The organism is Sodaliphilus pleomorphus, assembly GCF_009676955.1.
GTDB classification, from domain to species: Bacteria; Bacteroidota; Bacteroidia; order Bacteroidales; family Muribaculaceae; genus Sodaliphilus; species Sodaliphilus pleomorphus.
In genome coordinates, this window is the sequence record NZ_CP045696.1 from 191,702 (window position 1) to 214,677 (window position 22,976).

General features: G+C 49.5%; 17 protein-coding genes. 5 read left to right on the forward strand and 12 right to left on the reverse strand.

Annotated features, from left to right (window positions below; all coding sequences use genetic code 11):
* The first annotated feature begins 246 nt into the window (after nt 1-246).
* On the forward strand, nt 247-1,881 hold the full coding sequence (locus GF423_RS00815) for an MFS transporter (protein WP_154326558.1): 1,635 nt from the start codon (nt 247-249) through the stop codon (nt 1,879-1,881).
* Nucleotides 1,882-1,970: 89 nt separating this feature from the next.
* Nucleotides 1,971-3,386: an MFS transporter gene (locus tag GF423_RS00820; protein ID WP_154326559.1), complete on the forward strand. Its 1,416-nt coding sequence runs from the start codon at nt 1,971-1,973 to the stop codon at nt 3,384-3,386.
* A gap of 66 nt (nt 3,387-3,452) precedes the next feature.
* Here GF423_RS00820 and GF423_RS00825 read toward each other — a convergent pair whose 3' ends face one another.
* The 6 genes from GF423_RS00825 to guaB form a co-directional block, all read right to left on the reverse strand.
* A complete protein-coding gene (locus tag GF423_RS00825; RefSeq protein ID WP_154326560.1) occupies nt 3,453-4,271 on the reverse strand; it encodes a histidinol-phosphatase in 819 nt (272 codons plus the stop codon).
* 23 nt (nt 4,272-4,294) lie between these two features.
* A complete protein-coding gene (gene mutL, locus GF423_RS00830; RefSeq protein WP_154326561.1) occupies nt 4,295-6,193 on the reverse strand; it encodes a DNA mismatch repair endonuclease MutL in 1,899 nt (632 codons plus the stop codon).
* Complete coding sequence (locus GF423_RS00835; RefSeq protein ID WP_154326562.1) at nt 6,190-7,992, reverse strand: OstA-like protein; 1,803 nt, start codon at nt 7,990-7,992, stop codon at nt 6,190-6,192. Before GF423_RS00835 ends, mutL begins: the two co-directional genes overlap by 4 nt.
* A gap of 140 nt (nt 7,993-8,132) precedes the next feature.
* Nucleotides 8,133-9,440: a peptidylprolyl isomerase gene (locus tag GF423_RS00840; protein WP_154326563.1), complete on the reverse strand. Its 1,308-nt coding sequence runs from the start codon at nt 9,438-9,440 to the stop codon at nt 8,133-8,135.
* Nucleotides 9,441-9,715: 275 nt separating this feature from the next.
* Nucleotides 9,716-11,575, reverse strand: coding sequence for a peptidylprolyl isomerase (locus GF423_RS00845; protein ID WP_206113305.1), 1,860 nt, complete (start codon nt 11,573-11,575; stop codon nt 9,716-9,718).
* 181 nt (nt 11,576-11,756) lie between these two features.
* Complete coding sequence (gene guaB / locus GF423_RS00850; RefSeq protein ID WP_154326565.1) at nt 11,757-13,229, reverse strand: IMP dehydrogenase; 1,473 nt, start codon at nt 13,227-13,229, stop codon at nt 11,757-11,759.
* A gap of 285 nt (nt 13,230-13,514) precedes the next feature.
* Here guaB and GF423_RS00855 point away from each other — a divergent pair, with 285 nt between their 5' ends.
* Nucleotides 13,515-14,138: a flavodoxin family protein gene (locus GF423_RS00855; protein ID WP_154326566.1), complete on the forward strand. Its 624-nt coding sequence runs from the start codon at nt 13,515-13,517 to the stop codon at nt 14,136-14,138.
* A 222-nt stretch (nt 14,139-14,360) separates the two neighbouring features.
* Nucleotides 14,361-14,999, forward strand: a complete 639-nt coding sequence (locus GF423_RS00860; RefSeq protein WP_154326567.1) for a DUF5715 family protein — start codon at nt 14,361-14,363, stop codon at nt 14,997-14,999.
* A 57-nt stretch (nt 15,000-15,056) separates the two neighbouring features.
* On the opposite strand, the gene tatC is transcribed toward GF423_RS00860, so the two are convergent.
* Nucleotides 15,057-15,875: a twin-arginine translocase subunit TatC gene (gene tatC / locus GF423_RS00865; RefSeq protein ID WP_154326568.1), complete on the reverse strand. Its 819-nt coding sequence runs from the start codon at nt 15,873-15,875 to the stop codon at nt 15,057-15,059.
* A 2-nt stretch (nt 15,876-15,877) separates the two neighbouring features.
* Nucleotides 15,878-16,117, reverse strand: a complete 240-nt coding sequence (locus GF423_RS00870; protein WP_154326569.1) for a Sec-independent protein translocase subunit TatA/TatB — start codon at nt 16,115-16,117, stop codon at nt 15,878-15,880.
* A gap of 203 nt (nt 16,118-16,320) precedes the next feature.
* Between GF423_RS00870 and GF423_RS00875 the strand changes: the two genes are divergently transcribed.
* Nucleotides 16,321-16,875 carry an NADPH-dependent FMN reductase gene (locus tag GF423_RS00875; RefSeq protein ID WP_154326570.1) on the forward strand — a complete coding sequence of 185 codons (555 nt, stop codon included), beginning with the start codon at nt 16,321-16,323 and terminating at the stop codon, nt 16,873-16,875.
* A gap of 362 nt (nt 16,876-17,237) precedes the next feature.
* Here the strand turns inward: GF423_RS00875 and radA are convergent, their stop codons facing one another.
* The 4 genes from radA to recQ form a co-directional block, all read right to left on the reverse strand.
* Complete coding sequence (radA, locus tag GF423_RS00880; RefSeq protein ID WP_154326571.1) at nt 17,238-18,617, reverse strand: DNA repair protein RadA; 1,380 nt, start codon at nt 18,615-18,617, stop codon at nt 17,238-17,240.
* A 24-nt stretch (nt 18,618-18,641) separates the two neighbouring features.
* Nucleotides 18,642-19,406 (reverse strand): RNA methyltransferase, encoded by a 765-nt coding sequence (locus GF423_RS00885; protein WP_154326572.1) that lies wholly within the window; start codon nt 19,404-19,406, stop codon nt 18,642-18,644.
* 27 nt (nt 19,407-19,433) lie between these two features.
* Nucleotides 19,434-20,537 (reverse strand): M50 family metallopeptidase, encoded by a 1,104-nt coding sequence (locus tag GF423_RS00890; protein ID WP_154326573.1) that lies wholly within the window; start codon nt 20,535-20,537, stop codon nt 19,434-19,436.
* Nucleotides 20,538-20,684: 147 nt separating this feature from the next.
* On the reverse strand, nt 20,685-22,862 hold the full coding sequence (gene recQ, locus GF423_RS00895; RefSeq protein WP_154326574.1) for a DNA helicase RecQ: 2,178 nt from the start codon (nt 22,860-22,862) through the stop codon (nt 20,685-20,687).
* Nucleotides 22,863-22,976: the final 114 nt, after the last annotated feature.

Below are 22,976 nucleotides of genomic sequence, written 5' to 3' on the forward strand. Positions count from 1 at the left end.
GCCAGGAATTTTGTAAAATCAAGCATATCTCATTCAGGCATGGGGCTGTGTTGTGAAAAGAAACAACACAGCCCCATGCAATTATATATACAAAGCTCCCGTCGCTGCGAAGTTTCAATTGCAAGTTTTCACGTTTTTCTGTGCTGCATGTTACAATTTATCATCGTCACATACCTTGTGTTTGCCGATAATTATGTACATTTGCACCATATATCGCTGAATTAATCTAATAAATCGAAACAAATAATGACAGAAGTAATTCAAAAAACATTGCGTGACTCGGCCGCCTTGCGTTGGACGGCTTTGTTGCTATTGGCACTTGCCATGTTTTGTGCCTACATTTTTATGGACATCTTGTCCCCCATCAAGGATTTAATGGCACAGGCCTATCCCGTAGGCCGCGGATGGGACTCAACAGCGTTTGGCACAATGCAGGGTTCAGAGACCTTCCTCAATGTATTTGTGTTCTTCCTTATCTTTGCCGGCATCATTCTCGACAAGATGGGTGTGCGATTCACTGCAGTGCTCTCGGGCGCTGTAATGCTCGCAGGAGCACTCATCAAGTACTATGCCATAAGCACGGCTTTCCACGGGAGTGGAATTGAAGTGTGGTTTACCAATCACCTCAACCACATTCCTGTGTTTGAGCAGCTGGGGGTGTCTCCTTTCTACGAGGGCATGCCGGCCTCGGCCAAGGTTGCAGCATGCGGATTCATGATTTTCGGCTGCGGTGCCGAGATGGGAGGTATCACGGTGAGCCGCGGTATTGTGAAGTGGTTTAAGGGGCGCGAGATGGCTCTTGCCATGGGATCGGAGATGGCTCTTGCCCGCCTGGGTGTAGCCACCTGCATGATTTTCTCTCCGTTCTTTGCAAAGCTGGGCGGACACATCGACGTGTCGCGCTCGGTGGCCTTTGGCGTGGTGCTGCTGTGCATTGCGCTCATCATGTTTATCGTCTACTTCTTTATGGACAAGAAGCTGGACGCGCAAACCGGCGAGGCCGAAGAGAAAGACGACCCGTTCAAGGTGAGCGACATCGGTCAAATTCTCAAGTCGAGCGGATTCTGGCTCGTGTCGCTGCTGTGTGTGCTCTACTACTCGGCAATCTTCCCGTTCCAGAAATATGCTGTCAACATGCTGCAATGCAATCTCACCTTCGAGCCAGTGCCCGAGGGCTCGTTCTGGGCTTCGACGAGTGTCACTATCATCCAATACGTGATTATGCTCATCGTGGCAGCTACTGCATTCATGTTCAACTTCATAAAGAACAAGCCTGCCAAATATGCTACAATGGCATTGTCGATTCTCTTCCTCGTGGGCTATTGCTATATGGGGTACATGCGTCAAAGCGCCGAGTCGATCTTTGCCGTATTCCCGCTTCTTGCCGTGGGCATCACTCCCATCCTGGGCAACTATGTCGACCACAAGGGCAAGGCGGCCTCAATGCTTGTGTTGGGCTCGTTGCTGCTCATCGCCTGCCACCTCACATTTGCCTTCATCCTGCCCTTGTTTAAGGGCAACGACTTGGGTGGCGTGGTTGTCGCCTATGTCACTATACTTGTGCTGGGCTCATCGTTCTCTCTCGTTCCAGCATCGCTGTGGCCAAGCGTGCCAAAACTTGTCGATGCCAAGATTATCGGTTCGGCCTATGCATTGATATTCTGGATTCAGAACATTGGATTGTGGCTCTTCCCACTACTCATAGGCAAGGTGCTTGACGCGACCAATCCTGGTGTTACCGATCCCACACGGCTCAACTACACTGCCCCGTTGCTCATGCTGGCCGGGCTGGGTGTCGCAGCTCTCGTAATCGGTCTTATCCTTAAGGTAGTCGACAAGAAGAAAGGCTTGGGTCTTGAGGAACCTAACATCAAGGCTTAAATCATATTAACAGTAAAAACTTAAAGTGTAATCATAGTGACATGCATGTGTTGGTTGCGTGCATGTCACTTTATTAATGCTTAACAAGAATGACAGAACGTCTTGAAAGAAGAATAAACGACTCGGCCACAATGCGCTGGACTGCTCTCGCCATTGTAGCAGTGACAATGATGCTTGGCTACTTCGTGGCCAAAGAAATGTCGTCGATCGAAGACCTTCTTGAGCTGCCAGTGTCGCAAGGTGGCTTAGGGTGGACCAGTAGTGAATATGGATTTTTTGCTGGGTCGAGAAGTTTCTTCAATGTGTTTTGTTTCATGCTCTTCATTGGCGGGATTATTCTTGACAAAATGGGTGTGAGGTTTACCGGATTGCTGGCGTGCCTGTTGATGGTGGCAGGTGTGAGCATCAACTACTATGCAATCGAATTCATGTCGCCTGAGCCCACTACCTATGTCAACCTACCCGTCATAGGCTCTTCTGTAGGCCTTGGCCATGCGTGGATAAAAAGGCAAGTGCTCATGGCTGCCTTTGGCTTTGCTGTGTTTGGCGTGGGATATGAGATGTGCGGCATCACTGTGTCGAAGGTCATGGTCAAGTGGTTCACAGGCTTCGAGATGGCTTTGGCAATGGGCATTCAGGTTGCTCTGGCGCGTTTTGGCACAGGGGCTGCATTGCTGTGCAGTCATCCCTTGGCACAACGCTACAGCATTTCCACTCCTGTTTTGTGTGGGCTCATCTTTGTGAGCCTGGGCCTGCTGGTCTACATTGTATATTGCTTCATGGATGTCAAGTTTGACCGTCAAGTGCAAAGCAGCCCTGCGAGGACGGCCACAACGTCAGAAGATGAGAAATTTCATTTCGGCGATTTGGTTGTCACGCTAAAGAATCCTGGATTTTGGCTCATCACCATTTTATGTCTGCTATACTACTCGGCATTGTATCCCTTCCTGGACTTTGCCACCAAAATCATGATATACAAATACGGTGTCGATCCATCATGGGCCGGAGCCATACCCTCGATACTGCCATTCAGCACAATACTTTTCACGCCACTTTTTGGCATGGTATATGACAAAAAGGGGCACGGCGCCACGCTCATGATACTGGGGACCATAATAATGACGGCAGTGATATTTGTTTTCACATTGCCCATCACGTCGAGCACAGTTGCCATCGTGCTCATGGTAGTGCTGGGCATGGCATTTTCATTGCTGCCCAGCGCAATGTGGCCGTCGGTGCCCAAGATTATCCCCATGAAGGGCCTGGGCACAGGCTACTCTATTATTTTCTATATTCAGAACATTGGGCTGATTCTTGTGCCTATGCTTGTGGGGCGCGTTAACCAGGATCACACTGTGAACGGACAGGTCGACTTCACCCCCTCGATGTGGATATTCACCACCATTGGCATTGCTGCCGTTGTGGTTTCAATACTGCTGCTCTTGCTCGACAAGAAGCGTCACTACGGGCTGCAAGAGGCCAATGTAAAAAAAGAAGACAGTTAAACACAGTCATTTCTCATCTTATAGCAAGGGCACTGTACCACTCCCGGCACAGTGCCCTTGATGTATTTATTGCATCGCAAGCCCAAACGTTTTCATCGCCTCGATGCGACCAGCGTTTATCTTGGCAGGGACGTGAGCATCGCTGTTGAATACGACAGGAGCCTTGTATCTCCTCAACAATTCAAAGTATCTTGCATCGGGGAAGAAGCGCTGGTATTGCTGCCACGATTTTGTATTGATTTCAATGATGAGGTGATGGTCCATAATAGAATGAAACTCGTCGGTTACAAGCTTGTCGTACCACGGCTCTCGGTCAATTCCCGTCTTAAACATGCTTGCATTGAACCCAATCTTGTCGAAATGCCCGATGATGTCAAATCCCCCCCTTTCAATCATAGCCATCGACTGCCGGTAGAAACTCCTCACAACGCTCTCAATGTCGTCGTTGAAATATCGGTGCATCTTGAGCTTAAATGCCTCAAAGTGTCCATCGATGTCGACATATTCCTCTGGATTTTGAAATGAAGGTATGAAATGAACCGACCCAATGCGGTAATCGAGAGGAATCGAATCGAAGAAGCTGCTACTGGGACCGAAATGGTCAAGGTAGTCGATTTCCATCGCTGCATAGATGCTGATTTGGGTGCCGTATTTTTCTCTCAGCCGTTGAATTTCATCTAAATAAACCTGTACATTGGACTTGTCCATGTTGCAGCTTGTGGAAAATGGAATGGGTGAATGTGGGGTGAAACCAAGATGAGAAAAATGAGTCGCGATAGCAGCAGTCACAAAATCTTCCATGCAGGCATGGCCGTCGCAAAATTGCGTGTGCGTGTGGAAATTGTACAACTTGCAAGTAGAAGCAATCTTTAAAATGTCGATCATATCTATGACTTTCTGAGTTGATTTTAAAACATCTTTTCAATTTGCTCATTGGTTATGAGCTTGATCACCAACTTGCCGTCGGGGGTATAGTTGGGATTGCTCAACCTGAGCAGCTCAGAGAGCAGTTTGTCCATCTCATCTGGCGTCAACGTCTTGCCATAAGGGAGGGCTGCCGACCGTGCGACTGCCAATGCCAAGTGATCATATACCTTCTCGGTAATGGATTCTCCCCCACTCTCCATGGCGTCGATAACCTGAAGTATCGTGTCTTTGATGTCGACATGGTCAATGCCGGCAGGAACCGCGTTGATCGACCAGTCGTTGCCACTGAGTTTAGAAAGGTTGAACCCTATTCTTTCCATCTCGGGCTGCAGGTCACACAAGATGGCATTTTGAGCAGCCGAGAGCTGAAGCAGGTCGGGGAACAATATACTTTGAGAGGTGACATTTTTCCCGTCGATATTTTCCATGTACTGTTCATAAAGCACTTTCAGGTGCGCTCTGTGCTGGTCGACAATCATGAGCCCCGACTTGATGGGAGAAACGATGTAGCGCCCTTTGAGCTGAATGCAGGTCGTGGAAATGTCGACGTTGAGCAATGAGCCTTGCATTACATCACTGTCGAGAATGTGGGCTGCTGAACTTGGCTGCAAGTGAGTGCCAGCATCGACACCCTGCGACGCAAACTCGTCAAAACCCTCCTGCTTGTTTTTTTCAAAGTTTTTAAAAAGTGTCTCCCAGTCGGTTGTGGGAGCCTTGTCGTTGAAAGCGGGGACATAAGCATCGTGGTGCGCTCCCTTGCCAGTACCCTTAGGGTTGAATGGATTGTAGGATGGGTCGATGCCTGCCGACGGCGCACTCACCGCGGTATGGGTGCTATAGGCTGGAATATCGGGGGCATCTTCGGTGTCAAAATCGATAGTTGGCACGGCAATAAAACGGCCCAACGATTCCTTGACGGCAGCTGCCAGAATCTGCCAGATCGGCATCTCGTTTTCAAATTTTATCTCGGTCTTGGTGGGATGGATGTTGACGTCGATTGATTCTGGGTCGACATTGAAAACAAGAAAATAGTTGGGTTGTTCATCGTCGGGGATGAGCTGGCCGTAGCTCGACATGATGGCTTTGTGGAAATAGGGATGCCGCATGTACCGGCCGTTGACAAAGAAATATTGCAAGTAATTGCGGCGGCGGGCGTTCTCAGGCTTGGAAATGAAACCTGTGATTTTGCATAGAGAAGTGTCGATGTTGAGGGGAATGAGCTGCTGGTCGATGCTGCGCCCCCATATTGCCGAAATGCGTTGCTTGAAAGAGCTTCCCCCGAACTTGTACAAGACGTTTTCATTGTTGGACAATGAAAATTCCACATGATGGTTGACAAGCGCCAGTTTCTCAAATTCCTTTACGATATTGCTCAGCTCAACTTGATTGCTTTTTAAAAACTTGCGACGCGCAGGGACATTGAAGAATATATTCTTCACCATGAAGTTGGAACCTTCGGGACACACATCAGGCTCCTGGCTTTCACATTTTGAGGCATTTATTACAATCTTGGTACCCAGTTGCGCCCCCTTGGCACAAGTGCGCAACTCGACTTGCGAGATAGCACATATCGAAGCCAGAGCCTCGCCCCTGAAACCCATCGTGTGCAGGTCGAAGAGATCCTCGGCTTTGGCGATCTTTGAGGTACTATGCCGCTCAAAGGCCAGCCGGGCGTCGGTGGGCGTCATTCCCTTCCCGTTGTCGATCACCTGAATAAGCGTGCGGCCCGCATCCTTGAGCACAATCTGGATGGTTGTTGCCCCAGCATCGATTGCATTTTCCACAAGCTCTTTAACGACCGAAGCTGGCCGCTGAATCACTTCGCCAGCAGCAATTTGATTAGCAACGCTGTCGGGGAGTAATTTTATGATATCACTCATTTCTTGTCACCTCCTGTATTCTTCATTATCGCTTTTTTCCTGCCCGCTACTTTGTCGACTTTGGCTTGAGTTGCAACTGTGCCTTGAGTGTCTCGTGTAACTTGGGCCTCTACTGCTACCGCCTTTTTACGGCCCGACTTTTTCTCAGGTTCGGTTATCGACACGCTGTCTTCTATGACGTAGGGCTGACTGATCATGGCCCGCATTTCGGGAGAAATTGTCATTACATCGTAGGGGGCTTTCGGCCTCAAGTTGTCAAACCATTGATAGTCGTCAAGCAACAGATCGCTGTTTTTGGCCAAATACAAAGGAATGACTTTGCCCGAAACCTCGGGCCACATCTTGATTTTCTCGACTTGCTGTCGCTCCTTCATGTCGATAGTGAGATAACCGCTCTCCGACTTGATACACTTGTTGTAGGTCGAGTCGTTTTCTTGCGGGAAGAACAGGGCTTTCACATTACCTATCACTTCGGCGCGGCGCAGTTGTGTATAGGTAGAGTCGCTGCCATCGTCATTGTACTCGGTTATCTTTTCAAAGAAGGCCTTGATTTTTTTCCCGCTCAATTGATTGTAGTAGATTTCACCCAGGTGCTCCACGATGAGCCCCTTGTTGGGCATCAATGCCCAGTCGACAGTGGTGCTGTCTTTCATGTGGACATCGATCTCATTGTCGCTCGAGATTTGTCTTGCATCGCTCCACACCACCGGGTGATTGTAGAGGTGCAAAATCGAGTCTTTCTCTGAGAACTTCAAGTATCCACACAGCCCTTGGATGTCGGTTCTGAAAAAGCGGGCACCATTGGTCGCCGTCAAGACGCGCTTGGTATCTTTCTGCTCATAGAATGTTGTGATTGTGTCGCCGTGAAAAAACAAAGTGTCGGGCTTCACATTTTTGCGTTTGTTCTCCTTGCTGTACACACGAGCCAGAGCCTGCCGTGTTGCATAGGACACGTGTGTGTGTTCGTTGTGATAGCCGTAGCCGCCGGTGAGTATCACATTGTGCTTCGGGTCGTTCACCCTCACGTTACCCTCGGCCATTCCCTCGCTCTTGTGACGGCTGTAGTGTATTTTGTCGCCTTCGAGGGTGCGATTGTCCTTGGCAAAGAGCTTGGGTTGCCTGCCGTTTTTCTTGTAGAGTGTTGCCTCCTCCGACACGGTGTTGTAGTTGCCGCTGTTGGTGACAATTTTGTTATCCTTTGAGGTAATGACAGTGTGCGTGACAAGAGTGGCCACGTTGTTGCGTGTATTGTAATTCATGCGATGGGTATTCATCACATAATTGTCACGGCTGTTTACGAGCTGCACGTCCTGGGTGAATACGGCCTGATCGGTATTGAAGTTGTAGGTGCCCACAATCGATGTGAGCACGTTTTTGGGATCCTCAAGCCGGCCGCCAGTCGAGTATTTGCCCGTGTTGGTAGTCACATAGTAGTCGATTGCACTCGAGGTCAATGTCTTGTCGTCTTTGGTAATGCTCACGTTGCCCACGAGATTCACCACCTCGCGATTCCCGTCATAATGCAGATTGTCGGACCGCCCACTGAGATGATCGGCACGTTCCATTCTCACGTTTCCGTAGGCATCGATCGAGTTGGCGCGGTCGTAATAGTGAGCACTGTCGCAATACAGATGCATGTCGCCACGAGTAAACTCGATGTTGCCCTTGAGCACGATATAGCTGCTTTCTACAGCACCGTTAGGTCCCGACATCATCGAGTCGGCCCGCTCCAGAAACACTTTGTTGGGTTGAAATCTGTTGGCCTGAGGTATCTCGGGCCTGTACACGTGAGGGTGCACAGTCTTCCGTTGGGCAATAGCACCTGTTGGGAATAAGACCAGAAGAATCAAAAGGCATAAGCAGCCTATAGCAGCAGTCTTATGCCTTACAATTGCAGTATGTTGTTGATAGAAGTTCACTCGCTTTTTGTGTGATGATTTTATTTCTTCATCCAGTTGTATTTAAACTCACAGTTGCGCCAGCCGTCTTCGATATACACATAGGTTTTCTTTTGCTTCTCTTTCACCCAGTTTTCTATGATCTGCTGTTTTTTCTTATCCTCATACATGTCCTTGATTTTTTGATAGTCTTCGGCCAAGTCGGCCTTGTGACCATCGATGCGCTTCACAAGCTTGACCATGGCCACTTGCTGCCGGTTGGTCTTTTCATTCATCATGATGAAGGGAGCTGAAATTTCGCCTTCTTTAAGTTTGTCGACAACCTTACCCACTTCTTGCGGCAGGTCGGCCATCTCAAAGCGATTGGTGCGAGTCTTCTCGTTCAGCATGAGTCCGTTGTTGTTTTTGGAGTCTTTGTCTTGCGACACATACATGGCAGCTTCCTCAAAGGTGAATTTTTTACGACTTATGTCGGCTTTCAGCGAGTCGAGCTTCACCACAGCCGAGTCAAGATCCTTCTGACTCACCTTGGGACGAAGAAGAATGTGGCGTGTGTTGATGCGGTCGCCACGTTTCTCAATGAGCTGAATGATGTGGTAGCCAAACTCCGTTTCCACAATCTTGCTCACCTTTTTAGGGTCGCTCAGGTTGAAGGCGACGTTGGCATACTCAGGGTCCAGCTCAGCCTTGCTTCTGAAACCAATCTCTCCGCCATAGGCCGACGAGCCGTCTTCGCTGTAAAGAATGGCAAGTGTTGAGAAGTCGGCCTCGCCATTGTTCACCTTCTTGGCATAGTCGCGCAAGCGTGCCTTCACCTCGTCAATTTCCTGTTGGGGGATGATTGGATTTATCGTGATGATTTCAACTTCAACCTCTTTAGGAATATATGGCAGCGAATCCTTGGGCAACTCGTTGTAGTATTTTCTCACATCGGCAGGAGTGGCCTTAACGTCCTTGGTGAGATTGCTCTGCACCTGCTGAATGGTGTACTGGTCACGTATTGTATTGATGAGCTGCTCACGCAACTCGGGCATGGGCTTGCGGAAGTATTCCTCAACTTTTTCTTTGGAGCCGAGGTTGGCGATGAAATAGTTGATGCGTGCATCCACAGCTTGCTGCACCATCGAGTTCTGCACTTCTACCGTGTCGATTTTGGCCTGGTGCAAAAACAATTTCTCAATTGCCATGCGCTCGGGGATAACGCAATAAGGATTGCCGTCGATATCGGCACGCTCATAAAGCGCCTGCTGATATTGCTCTTCAATCTCCGATTTATAAATGGGCTCATCCCCCACTACCCATGCCACTTCCTCGGCGACGTTGTTTTGTGCGCTGGCAACCAACCCCATAGCCAAGAAACAAAGGCAGAATGCAAAAAATTTAAATTTCACGTTCTAATTAATTTATTGTTATGTGCTTAAATTAACGCTCTGGCACGACTTGTCACGCCGAGCGAGTCTTAGTGCAAATTTCTATATTTTTGTCCACTTGACAAAATCTTATTGCTTTAATTATCTTTTAATTCCTTTATTTCTATTAACGGCGAAAAGCAAAGGCCCTTTTCGACGATTGCCGAAAAGGGCCCTTGCCTATCATTGTGCTGTTGTGACTCAGCTTGAAAAAATCACAACGGCTTCACAAGTTTCAACACTTTCTTGTCGATTACCACAGGATACTTGGCGTGGAGTTCCTTTTCCCACCTTTGCTCAAGAACGTCTTGATAGTCGCTGGTGACCTGTCCCTTGACATCGGCCACGTCGCGGGGCTGGTTATAAACCTCGCCCTGGCCTGGGAGAACAAAGCTCACAGGATACTTGTCGGTCTTGGGCGCAGGCCCATTGAACACAACATGGTCGACAAGTTCGTTTTCACCCTGGGCAAAGAACATGCGCTGCATTCTTATCTTCTGGCCATACTTGTGATGCAGAGCTTCGGTGAGTGTGTCATTTTTCTCACCCAGCTTTGCGATATCGGCCTTCACTGCCTGGGCGATCGAGTCGGACTGTGCCGACAAAATGATGCCTCTGAAGTGAGGTTTGTCCCACGTGTACTTGCTGCGGTTGGCCTCAAAGTAGTTTTTCAGGCCAGTAGTGTCGTTGCTGGCACCTTGCCACACCTTGCGATTGCTGATTTCAAACAAGAGCATGCCATCGCGATACTCGTTGAGCAAGTTGCGATACCCCTGGTTGTCGTTGATGAGATTGTCGATATAGTACTGGAAAATCACCTTGTTGGCATAGGGCTCAATCTGACTGCAGATGTAGCCAGCGGCCGACTCATTGTTGAGTTGGGCCTTGGGGTTGACAATACTGGCAAGCACCGAAGCGGCAACCTTGTGCTTGGCATAAGTGAAAATGGGGAAAGTCGACTTGGCGAGGACACTGGCCACAAAAGCCGAATCATAGGCGCCATGCTTGTTGAGCTCCTTGAGCAGATAGGTTCTGAAGCCTTTGTCGTCGGCCTTATAGCCGTAGAGTTTCTTCACCTCTTCGATCTTGGCATCTTGTGCCATCGTGGAGCGCTCGTCCTGCTGAATTTGGGCATCGATAGTCTTCTTGGCCTCCTCAAAGGAAGGAACGCCCTTGTGTGACAGCTTCTTCACAATGTGGTAGCCATAGGTCGTCTCAAAGGGTTGAGAAATCTCGCCATCGTTGAGCGCGTAGGATACTTTTTCAAACTGCGGTACCATGCGGTTGACACCAAACCAGGGCAACTTGCCACCACTCTTGGCCGAGCCAGGGTCCTGAGATTTGGCCTTAGCCATTTCCTCAAAGTTGGCTCCCTGCTTGACAGCAGTATATATTGAGTCGATTTTTTGTTTCACGACTGCCTTGGCGCTGTCGTTGGCATTGCGCGGGAAGAGCAGCAGAATGTGCTCGACAAGCACTTGCCCGGGATCGTCGCGACGGTTGTTCACCCTGATGAGATGATTGCCAAAGTTGGTGCTGAAAGGCTTGCAAATTTGCCCTACCGGGGTATTGTAGGCAGTATACTCCCACACATAGGGGAACATGCCCGAGGCGATATACCCGTAATGGCCCCCATTGTTTTTCACCGAGGGGTCGATTGAGTACTTCTTGGCCAGTTCATTCCAGCTTTGTCCACTTTCAACACACTTCTTTATACTGTCGAGACGGGCTTGCAATTTTTCATTCTCAGCCTTGTCGCGGCCCAATGGAAGCATGATGTGATCGACATCGACATTGGTCCTCATCCGCTCATAAGCCTCGCGCTCAAGACGCTGGTTGACCGTGGTGTCGACCAAGTAGTTTTTCACTATATCGGCCTTGTAGCCGTTGAATTCAGCTTTGAAGGCAGCCGAAGTGTCGATGCGGGCAGCTTCGGCATCGGCCACCTTGAGCTTATAGTTCACAAAGCGATTCAAGTAATCGTCGAGAGATTCCTTTTGAACTTGTTGCTGGCTGTTCTTGTTGTATAGGTATTCAAATTCAGACAAATGGATGTCTTTTCCATTAATCTTCATGAGAACCGGGTCTTTGGCTAAGGCCACCATACATGCAGTTGCAATAACGGCACAAGTCAAAAATTTGAGTTTCATAATTGTGTTTTATCTGTTCAATATTAATATTTACAAAATGGCAATACAAGATTTTTAACGCGAGAATGCGCGTTTAAGTATTAACCAGTAGAAATATTTAGAAATATTAACTGCGGCTATAGTTGGGCGCCTCACTGGTGATCGTGACATCGTGGGGATGGCTCTCGTTGACGCCTGCATTGGTAATGCGCACAAATTGAGCATGATGCAAGTCGTCGATGGTGGCAGCTCCACAGTAGCCCATACCAGCACGCAAACCGCCCAGCATTTGGTACACCACCTCATAGAGCGTGCCCTTGAAGGGTACACGTGCTGCAATGCCCTCGGGCACGAGCTTCTTGGCCTCGGTCACGTCGTTCTGGAAATAACGATCCTTAGAGCCCTTTTCCATAGCCTCGAGCGAGCCCATGCCACGATAAGCCTTGTACTTGCGCCCGTTGAAGATGATTGTGTCGCCTGGCGATTCCTCAACACCGGCAAACATGCCGCCGAGCATCACCGAATAGGCACCTGCAGCCAGGGCCTTGACAATGTCGCCCGAATAGCGAATACCGCCATCGGCAATCAATGGCACGCCTGTGCCCTCGAGAGCCTTGGCCACCTCATAGACAGCACTCAATTGCGGCACACCGATGCCGGCAATAATGCGTGTGGTGCATATCGAGCCAGGGCCAATGCCAACCTTTACAGCGTCGGCACCGTTATCTACAAGATACTTGGCAGCCTCGCCCGTTGCAATGTTGCCAACCACGACATCAACCTGCGGGAACGACTCCTTCACCTGATGCAGCGTGTTGACAACGCCCTTGCTGTGGCCATGGGCCGTGTCGATGACAATGGCGTCGACTCCGGCATCGACGAGTGCCTCGGCACGCTGGAGACTGTCGGCCGTGACGCCTATGCCGGCAGCAACGCGCAAGCGGCCCAGGGCATCTTTGCAGGCATTGGGCTTGTCTTTGGCTTTGGTGATGTCCTTGTAGGTCACCAGTCCTATGAGCTTGCCTTCCTTGTCAACAACTGGCAATTTCTCAATTTTATAGGTTTGGAGTATTTTGGCAGCTTCCTCAAGGTTGGTGGTTGAATTGGTCGTGACAAGATGGTCCTTGGTCATCACCTCATCGATTTTGCGCTCCATGTTGTCTTCAAAACGCAGGTCACGATTGGTGACAATGCCCACCAGTTTCTTGTTTTCATCGACCACAGGGATTCCTCCTATGTGATACCCCTTCATTATCTTGAGGGCATCAATGACACGGCTGCCACGCTTGATGGTTACAGGGTCATAGATCATGCCGTTTTCGGCACGTTTCACAGTGTGCACTTGACGAGCTTGCTCGTCGATGCTCATGTTCTTGTGTATAACGCCGATGCCTCCCTCGCGAGCAATGGCAATGGCAAGTCCCGATTCGGTCACAGTATCCATAGCTGCCGAAATCAGTGGCACGTTCAACGTGATATTGCGAGAAAAACGGGTCTGCAATTTCACGTCTTTAGGCAACACTTCAGAGTAAGCAGGAATAAGGAGGACATCGTCAAAGGTGAGTCCTTCCATTTTTACACGATCAGCAATAAATGACATATATATAGTTGTTAAAAAAATGAATTCCCAATGCCAGGAAGCAGTTCAAGGCTACATTATAGCGAGTGACACTGCATCATTTATTGCGCACAAATTTACACATTTTTCTGGGAATTACCATAGGCCAAACTTAAATTTTACTGCACATGCACACACTTTTTACGCACTACCGCCCTGTGACACAAAGCACAAGGCGGGTCCAACCTGAGACGAAGATGCGCAATAAGCCATTTGGGAGTATAATAAATAACAGCATAATGGCGTTTTAAACAAAAAAGAAGCGTTATGAAAGTATTGTTGATCAACGGCAGCCCGCATGTGAAAGGATGCACGGCCACTGCACTCGAAGAGGTTGCCCACACCTTGAATAAATGTGGCATCGATACCAAGACATCGTGGATAGGTGCACGCCCCATTTCGGGCTGTGTCGCGTGCAACCAATGCCGAACGACGGGACAATGCGTATTTAACAACGACATGGTCAATATCGTAGCTGCCGAGGCGAGTGAGTGCGACGGCTTTGTCTTTGGCTCCCCCGTGTATTATGCCAGCCCCAATGGCACGTTGCTCTCATTTATGGACCGCTTGTTTTATTCGGCAGCCGAAAAGCTGGAGTTCAAGCCTGCAGCGTGCATAGTAAGCTGTCGCCGTGGCGGCGCTACGGCATCATTTGACGTCATCAACAAGTATTTTTCAATCAACAACATGCCCATTGTCACGTCGCAATACTGGAACCAGGTGCATGGCAACACTCCCGACGAGGTGAGGCAGGATGCCGAAGGCTTGCAGACCATGCGCGCACTGGCACGCAACATGGCATGGATGCTCAATTGCATAGAGGCTGGAAAGGCTCGAGGGTTGAATCATCCAGAGCTGGAGCCATGGCAGAACACCAACTTCATAAGATGAACTTGTGCACACCGCTTGGCGTGTATACCCCCAGCATACACGATTCACCCCCCCCCTCCTTCGACCGTAAAGCTCGGGAAGGAGGATTTTTTCTTGCAATTCTGAGCTATTGCTTGCCAAAATTCCGTAATTTTGCAGAAAAAATACACACAACAAGATTACAACAGCAAGCAAATGCACTTCACAATACAATCTCAATCTATAAAGCTACTCTCGGGAGCATTGATATTTTTGGCAATTGCCCTCACGCTTGCGAGCAGCTGCACGGGCAGCTCTCGTCACTCCAAGGGCAAATCGGGCGACACTGCCGCCAAAGCACAACAGGAAGCGCCGTTCTATTTCGACGACTATCAAGATGTACAGCTCGCCGCGGCACAGAAATGGGGCATCACTCCCATAGCCAGCCGCGACACTGATTTCACCAAGATTCCCCAACTGGAGAAAATCGAGTCGTGCGACCTGTACACCGTCGAGTACTTGTCGCACTCGGTTCCCTACCTCACCCACCACGCCAAGGCACTGCTCGACACGATTGCCAAGGCCTTTCAGGACTCGCTGGCAGCCCGTCATGTGAGAATCGAAAAAATCATTGTCACCTCGGTCACGCGCACCATGGACGACGTGAAGCGCCTGCAACGCGTCAACAGCAATGCCGTATCACAATCGTCGCACTGCTACGGCACCACATTTGACATAGCGCACAACAATTTCTATGCCGTAAACAAAGAGGGGGAAGAGCTACCCTATAGCGAGCAGAAACTGATATTAGGCCACGTGCTCTACAGGCTGCGCATGCAACACAAGTGCTGGGTGCTCGTCGAGGAGCGGCAACCGTGTTTCCACGTCACAGTGAATTACTGACATTGTGTGTGTGTCCTCGAAATAACGCGAGGCAAGCAGAAAACTGCACAGCTGCGCTCAGGCATCACTATCCTGCTGTGGCTTGACCAGCAACGCGCTCAACTCATACAGAATGTAAATGGGCATGAACACGATGGCGAGTGTGAAGGGATCGCCAGTGGGAGTGATGACTGCGGCCAGGACGAGCAAAACCACTACCGCGTGCCTGCGGTATTTCTTGAAAAAATCCCGATGCAGAATACCAAACTTGCCTAAAACCCATGCCAGCAATGGGAGTTCAAACACAAGCCCCATGATAAAAATCATCATGAGGAAAGTGTCCATGTAACTGTCGAGCGAAATCTGGTTGGGGACCATCTGGCTCACATGATAGTCGGCAAGGAACCTCAAGGTAATAGGGAAAACAATGAAATACCCCACCATCACCCCGAGCAGAAACATCACGAGGCCCAACCCGAAAGCTATCTCAAAGCCACGTTTCTCATTGGGATACAGTGCAGGGCTTACAAAGGTCCATAGCAGGTAGAGCAAAACAGGAAAAGTGAGCACCAGTGCAAACCAGAAGGCCGACGACATGTGAATGAAAAATTGAGACGCCAGCTGAATGTTGATCAGGTGCACTTGAAATCCCTGAGTGGAGAAGTCGGGAACAAAAGGCAAACCCGCTGTGATTTTTTCGAAAACACGGTATAGTATAAAATCTCCCCTGCACGGCGCCAGAATCACATTGTCAAAAATCTGGGGCATGAAAACAAAAAGCACACATGTTGCGACCACCAGCACAACAATCATCTTGATGAGCACAGCACGCAATGCATCGAGGTGATCCCATAGCGACATCTCCTCGAGCGTTCCCTTACCCTGGTCTTGAGTCATTGCTATTTTTCAGGTATCTTTTTTCCCTGGTTGGAAGATTCCTTTTTGCCGTCGATGGGGTCGGCATTCTTTATTTCCTCTTCCACCTCATTCATGCCTTGCTTGAAGCTTTTCACGCCCTTGCCCAGGCCACGCATGAGCTCGGGTATCTTTTTGCCGCCGAACAACAGCAACACAATAAGCACGATTACAATGATCTCTCCCGTGCCGAGATTGAATAACAATAATATAGAATTCAACATATCGTTTTCGGTCTTTATTTTTTACAAAGGTAATGAAAAATTACGGCAACTCACAGTTGCATTCGGCAAAAAACATCCACTTTCCACACTTTACCACTCACAATCGCCCCCTTACACTTGCAACCTGGAAACGATAAACTCGACAACAGCATTTGTAACACTCACTTTTATTTCGTATAATTGCAAACAAAAAAAATGACACGATGAAGAAGATTTTGTTTATAATAGGCTCATTGCGCAAGGCGAGCTTCAATCGAGAAGTGAGTGAACTGGTCAAAAACATGCTCAAGGGCAAAGCTGAAGTGACCGAACTGGACTATTCAAGCGTGCCGCTCATCAACCAGGACATCGAATATCCCGCACCACAAGCAGTTGCCGAGATGAGGCGTGTTGTGGCCGATGCCGACGGCGTGTGGATATTTTCGCCAGAATACAACTACTCCTATCCAGGCCACGTCAAGAACATCATCGACTGGCTGTCGCGCCCCGTAGACCCTGCCTGCCGCACAGCCCCCACTGTGCTCGCCGGAAAGAAATTCACAATAACGGGAGCCGGGGGGAAGGGAGCCACTGCCGCCTGTCGAAAACAACTCACCACATTGTTGACAGCATTGAAGGCCGACGTGATGGTCGAGGGGCAGACAGGCATTGCCCTCAATCTTGAGGCTTGGACCGAAGGGCGCATGATACTCACCGAGACGCAGAAGTCGCAACTGGCTCAACAAGCTGGCCGTTTCCTCAACTACATGGAAGCATAACCGATGCCTACACACTGCATCACCGGCCGACTGCCGACGCTGCACAAATGCCATTGTGAAGCGGCAACTGCCAGAAAACGCAGCACAGAGGAGCATGCATGAAAAAACTCCAGTTTAATGTAACTGGAGTTTTTTGATTTCATGCCTTCTGTGCTTGCCAGCAATCAAGGCCCTGCTTAATAAAATTGTGTGTTTCTCTAAGAAAAAGTTAGTGAATGTTTGAAGCTTTATTGTTGCAGCGAAAATTGTTTTATTACGAATTTTGTAAATGTGACAATTTTCAGAGCAATAAGTTTAACTCGAGACAAAACGTTTAACGTTTATTAATCAACTTTGCACAAATAAACACTGCATTTAACACACTACCCAAACAAGTATCTGAAGGCCTCCTCCACCTTGGATACTTCTATAAGCTTGATTTTGAAATCGCTTGAGTGAAGGCCACGCGTATTGTTTGCCGGGATTATGATACTCTCAAAACCCAGTTTCTCGGCTTCGCCTATGCGCTGGTCGATGCGAGTGATCTGCCTGATTTCACCCGAGAGGCCCACCTCGCCACTCATGCATATTCCCTTGTTGATGGGCATGTCGACGTTGCTCGAAAGTATTGCACATATCACGGCCAGGTCGAGTGCAGGGTCGTTGACCTTGAGACCGCCAGCAATATTCAAGAAAACATCCTTCTGCGCGAGCTTGAAGCCCACGCGCTTTTCCAGCACGGCAAGCAGCATGTTCATCCTGCGCTGGTCAAAGCCTGTGACCGAGCGCTGAGCAGTCCCGTAGGCAGCAGTACTCACCAGCGCCTGAGTCTCGATCAAGAAGGGGCGGGCGCCGTCGATAGTGACACCAATCGCCGTGCCCGACAGGGCCTCGCCGTGCAACGAGAGCAGCATTTCGCTGGGATTGGTGACCTCGCGCAGCCCGTCTTCTTTCATTTCATATATTCCGATTTCGCTGGTGTTGCCAAAGCGATTCTTGATGCTGCGCAAGATGCGATACATGTAATGCCGGTCGCCCTCAAATTGCAATACAGCATCGACGATGTGCTCCAGCACCTTAGGGCCAGCAATGCTGCCCTCTTTGTTGATGTGCCCTATCAATATCACGGGGGTGTTGGTCTCCTTGGCATAGCGCAAGAATGTGGCAGCACATTCCCTCACCTGGCTCACACTGCCAGCCGCCGACTCGAGCTGGTCGCTGGCAATCGTCTGGATTGAGTCAACTATAATCAAATCGGGCTTGTTGGCCTTGATGCTGGCAAAGATGTTGTCGAGCGAGGTTTCGCACAGCAGGTAGCACTCACAATCCATTTTCCCGCCCGCGATGCGGTCGGCCCTCATGCGCAACTGCTGCGGGCTCTCCTCTCCCGAGATATAGAGCACCTTGCGAGAGCGAATGCGAAGCACGTTTTGCAACACCAGCGTCGACTTGCCGATGCCAGGCTCACCGCCAATCAAGATGATAGAGCCTGGGACAAGGCCGCCGCCGAGCACCCGGTCGAGCTCGGCACTGGGCAACTTGATGCGAGGCATTTCCTCGGTCTTGATTTCACTTATCTTGATTGGCACCGCAGGAGTCTGGCCGCTGCCCGCGTCGCCGAGCAAAGCACCATGCTTCCCCTTGGGCGCCACAGGCTCTTCCACATAGGTGTTCCATTCCCCACATGCGGGGCAGCGCCCAATCCATTTGGGCGACTCGGCGCCGCAATTCTTGCAAAAATACATTGTTTTCACTTTAGCCATAGCACACATTCATAGTTTTAAGAATCACACCAAGTTGTTGCGTCTAAACTCGCTGATAGTGATTGCTGCAGCTATACCCACATTGAGCGACTCGCTGGTGCGGCCGGTATGTGGCCATGCAGGAATGAGCAACCGCGAGGTCACCTGCTGGGCGACGGCGCTGCTTATTCCCCGCCCCTCATTGCCAAACACTACAAATCCCTTGTTGTCAAGCTTTGTTGCATAGATGTTCTCGCCATCGAGAAACGTTCCCCAAACGGGCAGGTCGGGGTACTGCCCAAAAAGCTGCAGCAAGTCGCAGTAGTGAACCTTGACACGAGATATCGCACCCATCGTTGCTTGAACTGTCTTGTGATTGAAAACATCGACCGTGCCAATGCTGGCAAACACATTGGTGATGCCATACCAGTCGGCCAGCCTCATAATAGTGCCCAGGTTGCCTGGGTCCTGAATGTTGTCGAGCACGATGTTGAGGTTGTTTTCAACTGCGTCGCTGTCGATGCTGGAGTCAGGCAACCGATACACGGCAATCACATCGCTTGGGTTGCTGAATTGCGACATGCGAGACATGTGCTGATTGCTGGCAATCACAATCTTGTCATACATCGATGCATTGGCCATGCGGTCGTGCCAGGCACGCGTGCATATGAGCCAGCGACAATCAAATGCCCCCCACGTGTCTCTCACGCATTTTGTTCCCTCGGCCACAAACAGGCCCTCTTGATCGCGATATTTTTTTACAGCAAGCGATCTCACAACTTTAATGATACTGTTGTTGATGTCTATCATATCTATCTCGTAATCTCAAAATCGTTATTATACAATCAACGGCAAAATCCAAAATATTATTATAATGACAATCGTCCCAATCATGCCCACTATGTTCTGAAACCTGCGGCTGGGCCGGCGGTGAGCAACCATCTCATAGATGCAAAAGGCCGCCGCTCCCCCATCAAGTGGATATATAGGGATAAGGTTGAGCACAAACAATCCTATGGAGAAAGATGCCAGAGTGGTGAGAAACGGGTGGGCGTGCATGCTGCTGAGCACACACACGCGGTAGCTGTCGTGAGAAAACGGAATCGTGTACCGGGCTTTAAGCCCCATCGCACCAGCCATGCTATAGACCACACCCTTAACCTGGTTGATGACCATGTCGGCAATGAGCCTTGCCGACTGACGGGCGGTTATGGTCACATGCACAACGGGTTGTTGCGAGCCGGCTTTGGACTGGTAAACCATGAAATAGGCATTAGGGTCGCGGCGGCTACTCTTATAGACACTTTTCAAAGAAGCAGGGATGGATATGTCGAGAGTGTCGGTGTGATTTCTCAATACTGTTACTGTTTTGGCGTTGAGCATCTCATTGATCTCATCGTCGGTGAGATAATGCAGTGGGCGGTTGTCGGCCCTGAGGGGAATGTCGCCATTTCTAAAACCTGCAAGTTGAGCAAGCGAGCTGAAGTACATCCCGTCGCGGTTGGCAACATAGGGAGTAATTTCATAATCGGTGGTGAAAACGATTGCAGCCAGAATCGCAACAGCAGTGAGCAGATTGAAGGAAACTCCTGCTATGGCAATGAGCAACCTTGCCCAAGCAGGCTTGTTGCTATAATACCAACTGCGGCCGGGCGGTGTAACCATAATCTTGTTGCCTTGCTCATCGACATGCTCATAGGGCAACGGCTGATCCTCATAGACGGTGACCCCACCAAGGGGGAGCCAACCAATGGCATACTCGGTGTCGCGCCACGACGGTCGGCCGTCGGGGCGGGGATTGGGCTTAATCGAAAAAATCTTGCCAAAAAAAATTTGTATCTTGCTCACCCTGCACCCCAAAGCACGAGCCACCACATAGTGCCCGATTTCATGAACGAGCACAACAATGGTCAATATCAGCAGGATGAAGAGTATTCTCATATCGAAAAAAAACAATCAGCATTTCACCTAAGCACAAAGTCAACCCCTGTCATGAAATTGTGGCAGAAGTTGGCTTTTAGTTCGGTCGATTCATTCACCGCGATGTGTGTGACCACAACCGTAAACGCGCATGAGTACAGAGTGGGCTTAGTTTCCCATCTCACTTATAAACTTGATGCGCACAAGGCGTATCTCCTCTTCGGTATAGTCGGGGCCGAGTTCTTTCTCGGCTATCGAGATTTTGTCGGTATCACTTTCTTTGAAATAGTCAAAGATATCCCACATGTGATCTTCGTCCATGTTCTCCTCAAGATAGTAGTCGATGTTGATCTTGGTGCCAGAATATACAATCGACTCAATTTCATCCAGCAGTTCGTCAAAATCCAACCCTTTGGCTTGAGCAAGTGCATCGAGGTCGGTCTTGCGGTCAATGTTCTGAATGATGTCGATCTTGAAGCGGCTCTTGTTGGGCACCGTGCGAACCCTCAGATCCTCGGGGCGCTCAATCTCGTTCTCGTCGACATACTTCTTGATGACTTCAACAAACTCCTTGCCATAGCGCTTTGCCTTGCCTTGCCCCACGCCAGGAATGGTTTGCAACTCTTCAAGCGTCACAGGATAGGTCGTCGACATGGCTTCGAGCGACGGGTCTTGGAATATCACATAGGGCGGCAGCTCGTTTTGCCGGGCGATTTTCTTGCGCAAATCGCGAAGGATGCTATATAGTTCCTGGTCGAGAGCACCTGCCGCGCCACTGTGCATCTCGACTTCGCTGGTGTCGCTGAAATCACGGTCCTCGACCATGGTGAACGGTGTGGGATGCTGCAAGAATTTTCTTCCCTGGTCGGTGATTTTGAGCAAACCGTAGTTCTCGATATCGCGAACCACATATCCAGCAATCACTGCTTGATTGATAATAGCATTGAGAAACTTGGCATCGTGCTGCTTCTCGCACCCGAACTCTTCGATTTTGTCGTGCTGATACGACTTAATCTCGGTGGTGGGTTCACCAAGCATGACCTTGATAACATAATTGGCCTTGAACTTTTCCCTAAGCGCCAAGATTGTTTCGATCAAAGCGCACAGCTCGTCGGTAGCCTCGATGCGCTTGCGTGGATGCAGGCAGTTGTCGCAGTTGCCGCAATTATCCTCGGTATACTCCTCGCCGAAATAATGCAGCAACGACTTGCGACGGCACACCGACGACTCGGCATAGGCCGCAGTTTCCTGAAGAAGCTGCTTGCCTATTTCCTGCTCATTAACAGGCTTGCCCTGCATGAACTTCTGCAACTTGATCAAGTCCTTCTGGGCATAGAAGGTGATGCATTGTCCCTCTCCACCGTCGCGGCCAGCACGGCCAGTCTCCTGGTAATACCCCTCAAGACTCTTGGGAATGTCGTAGTGTATCACAAATCTCACGTCGGGCTTGTCGATACCCATGCCAAAGGCAATAGTGGCCACGATCACGTCGATTTCGTCTTTCAGGAAGGCGTCTTGGGTGGCACTTCGCGTGGCACTATCCATGCCTGCATGATAGGGTTTGGCTTTTATATTGTTGACCTGCAACGTTTTGGCCAAGTCTTCAACCTCTTTGCGACTCAGGCAGTAGATGATGCCCGATTTACCTTCCATCGACTTGATATAGCGTATGATTTCCTTGTCGACATCGGCCATCTTGGGACGCACCTCGTAGTAAAGGTTGGGGCGGTTGAACGATGACTTGAAAACCTGCGCGTTCTGTATATCAAGGTTCTTCATGATGTCGTGCTGAACCTTGGGCGTGGCTGTTGCAGTCAAAGCAATGACAGGACGACGACAAATCTCATTGATGATGGGCCTGATGCGACGGTACTCAGGGCGGAAGTCGTGTCCCCATTCCGAAATGCAATGGGCCTCGTCGATAGCATAGAACGATATCTTCACACCCTTGAGAAACTCGATATTTTCTTCTTTGGTGAGCGACTCGGGCGCCACATAGAGCAATTTGGTCTTGCCTGCGAGGATATCCTCTTTCACCCTGTTGATTTCCATCTTGTTGAGCGACGAGTTCAAGAAGTGAGCAATCCCGTCGTCTTCACTGTGCATGCGCATTGCATCGACCTGGTTCTTCATCAAGGCGATGAGCGGCGAGATAACGATGGCCGTGCCCTCCATTAGCAATGACGGCAATTGGTAGCACAACGACTTACCCCCTCCCGTAGGCATAAGCACGAAAGTGTCGTTCTCGTTCAGGAGATTTAAGATAATCTCTTCCTGGTTGCCCTTGAAAGTATCAAAACCGAAGTATCTTTTCAGTACTGTCGTAATTTTTTTCTTGTCAGTCATTGATATGTAAGTTAACAGGTATCGTATTTAGACACAAATATAATAAAATAGAATGAAACACACAAATTTTGTTTCATTCTATAAAAAGTAATTATAAAAGATAGAATACAGGAA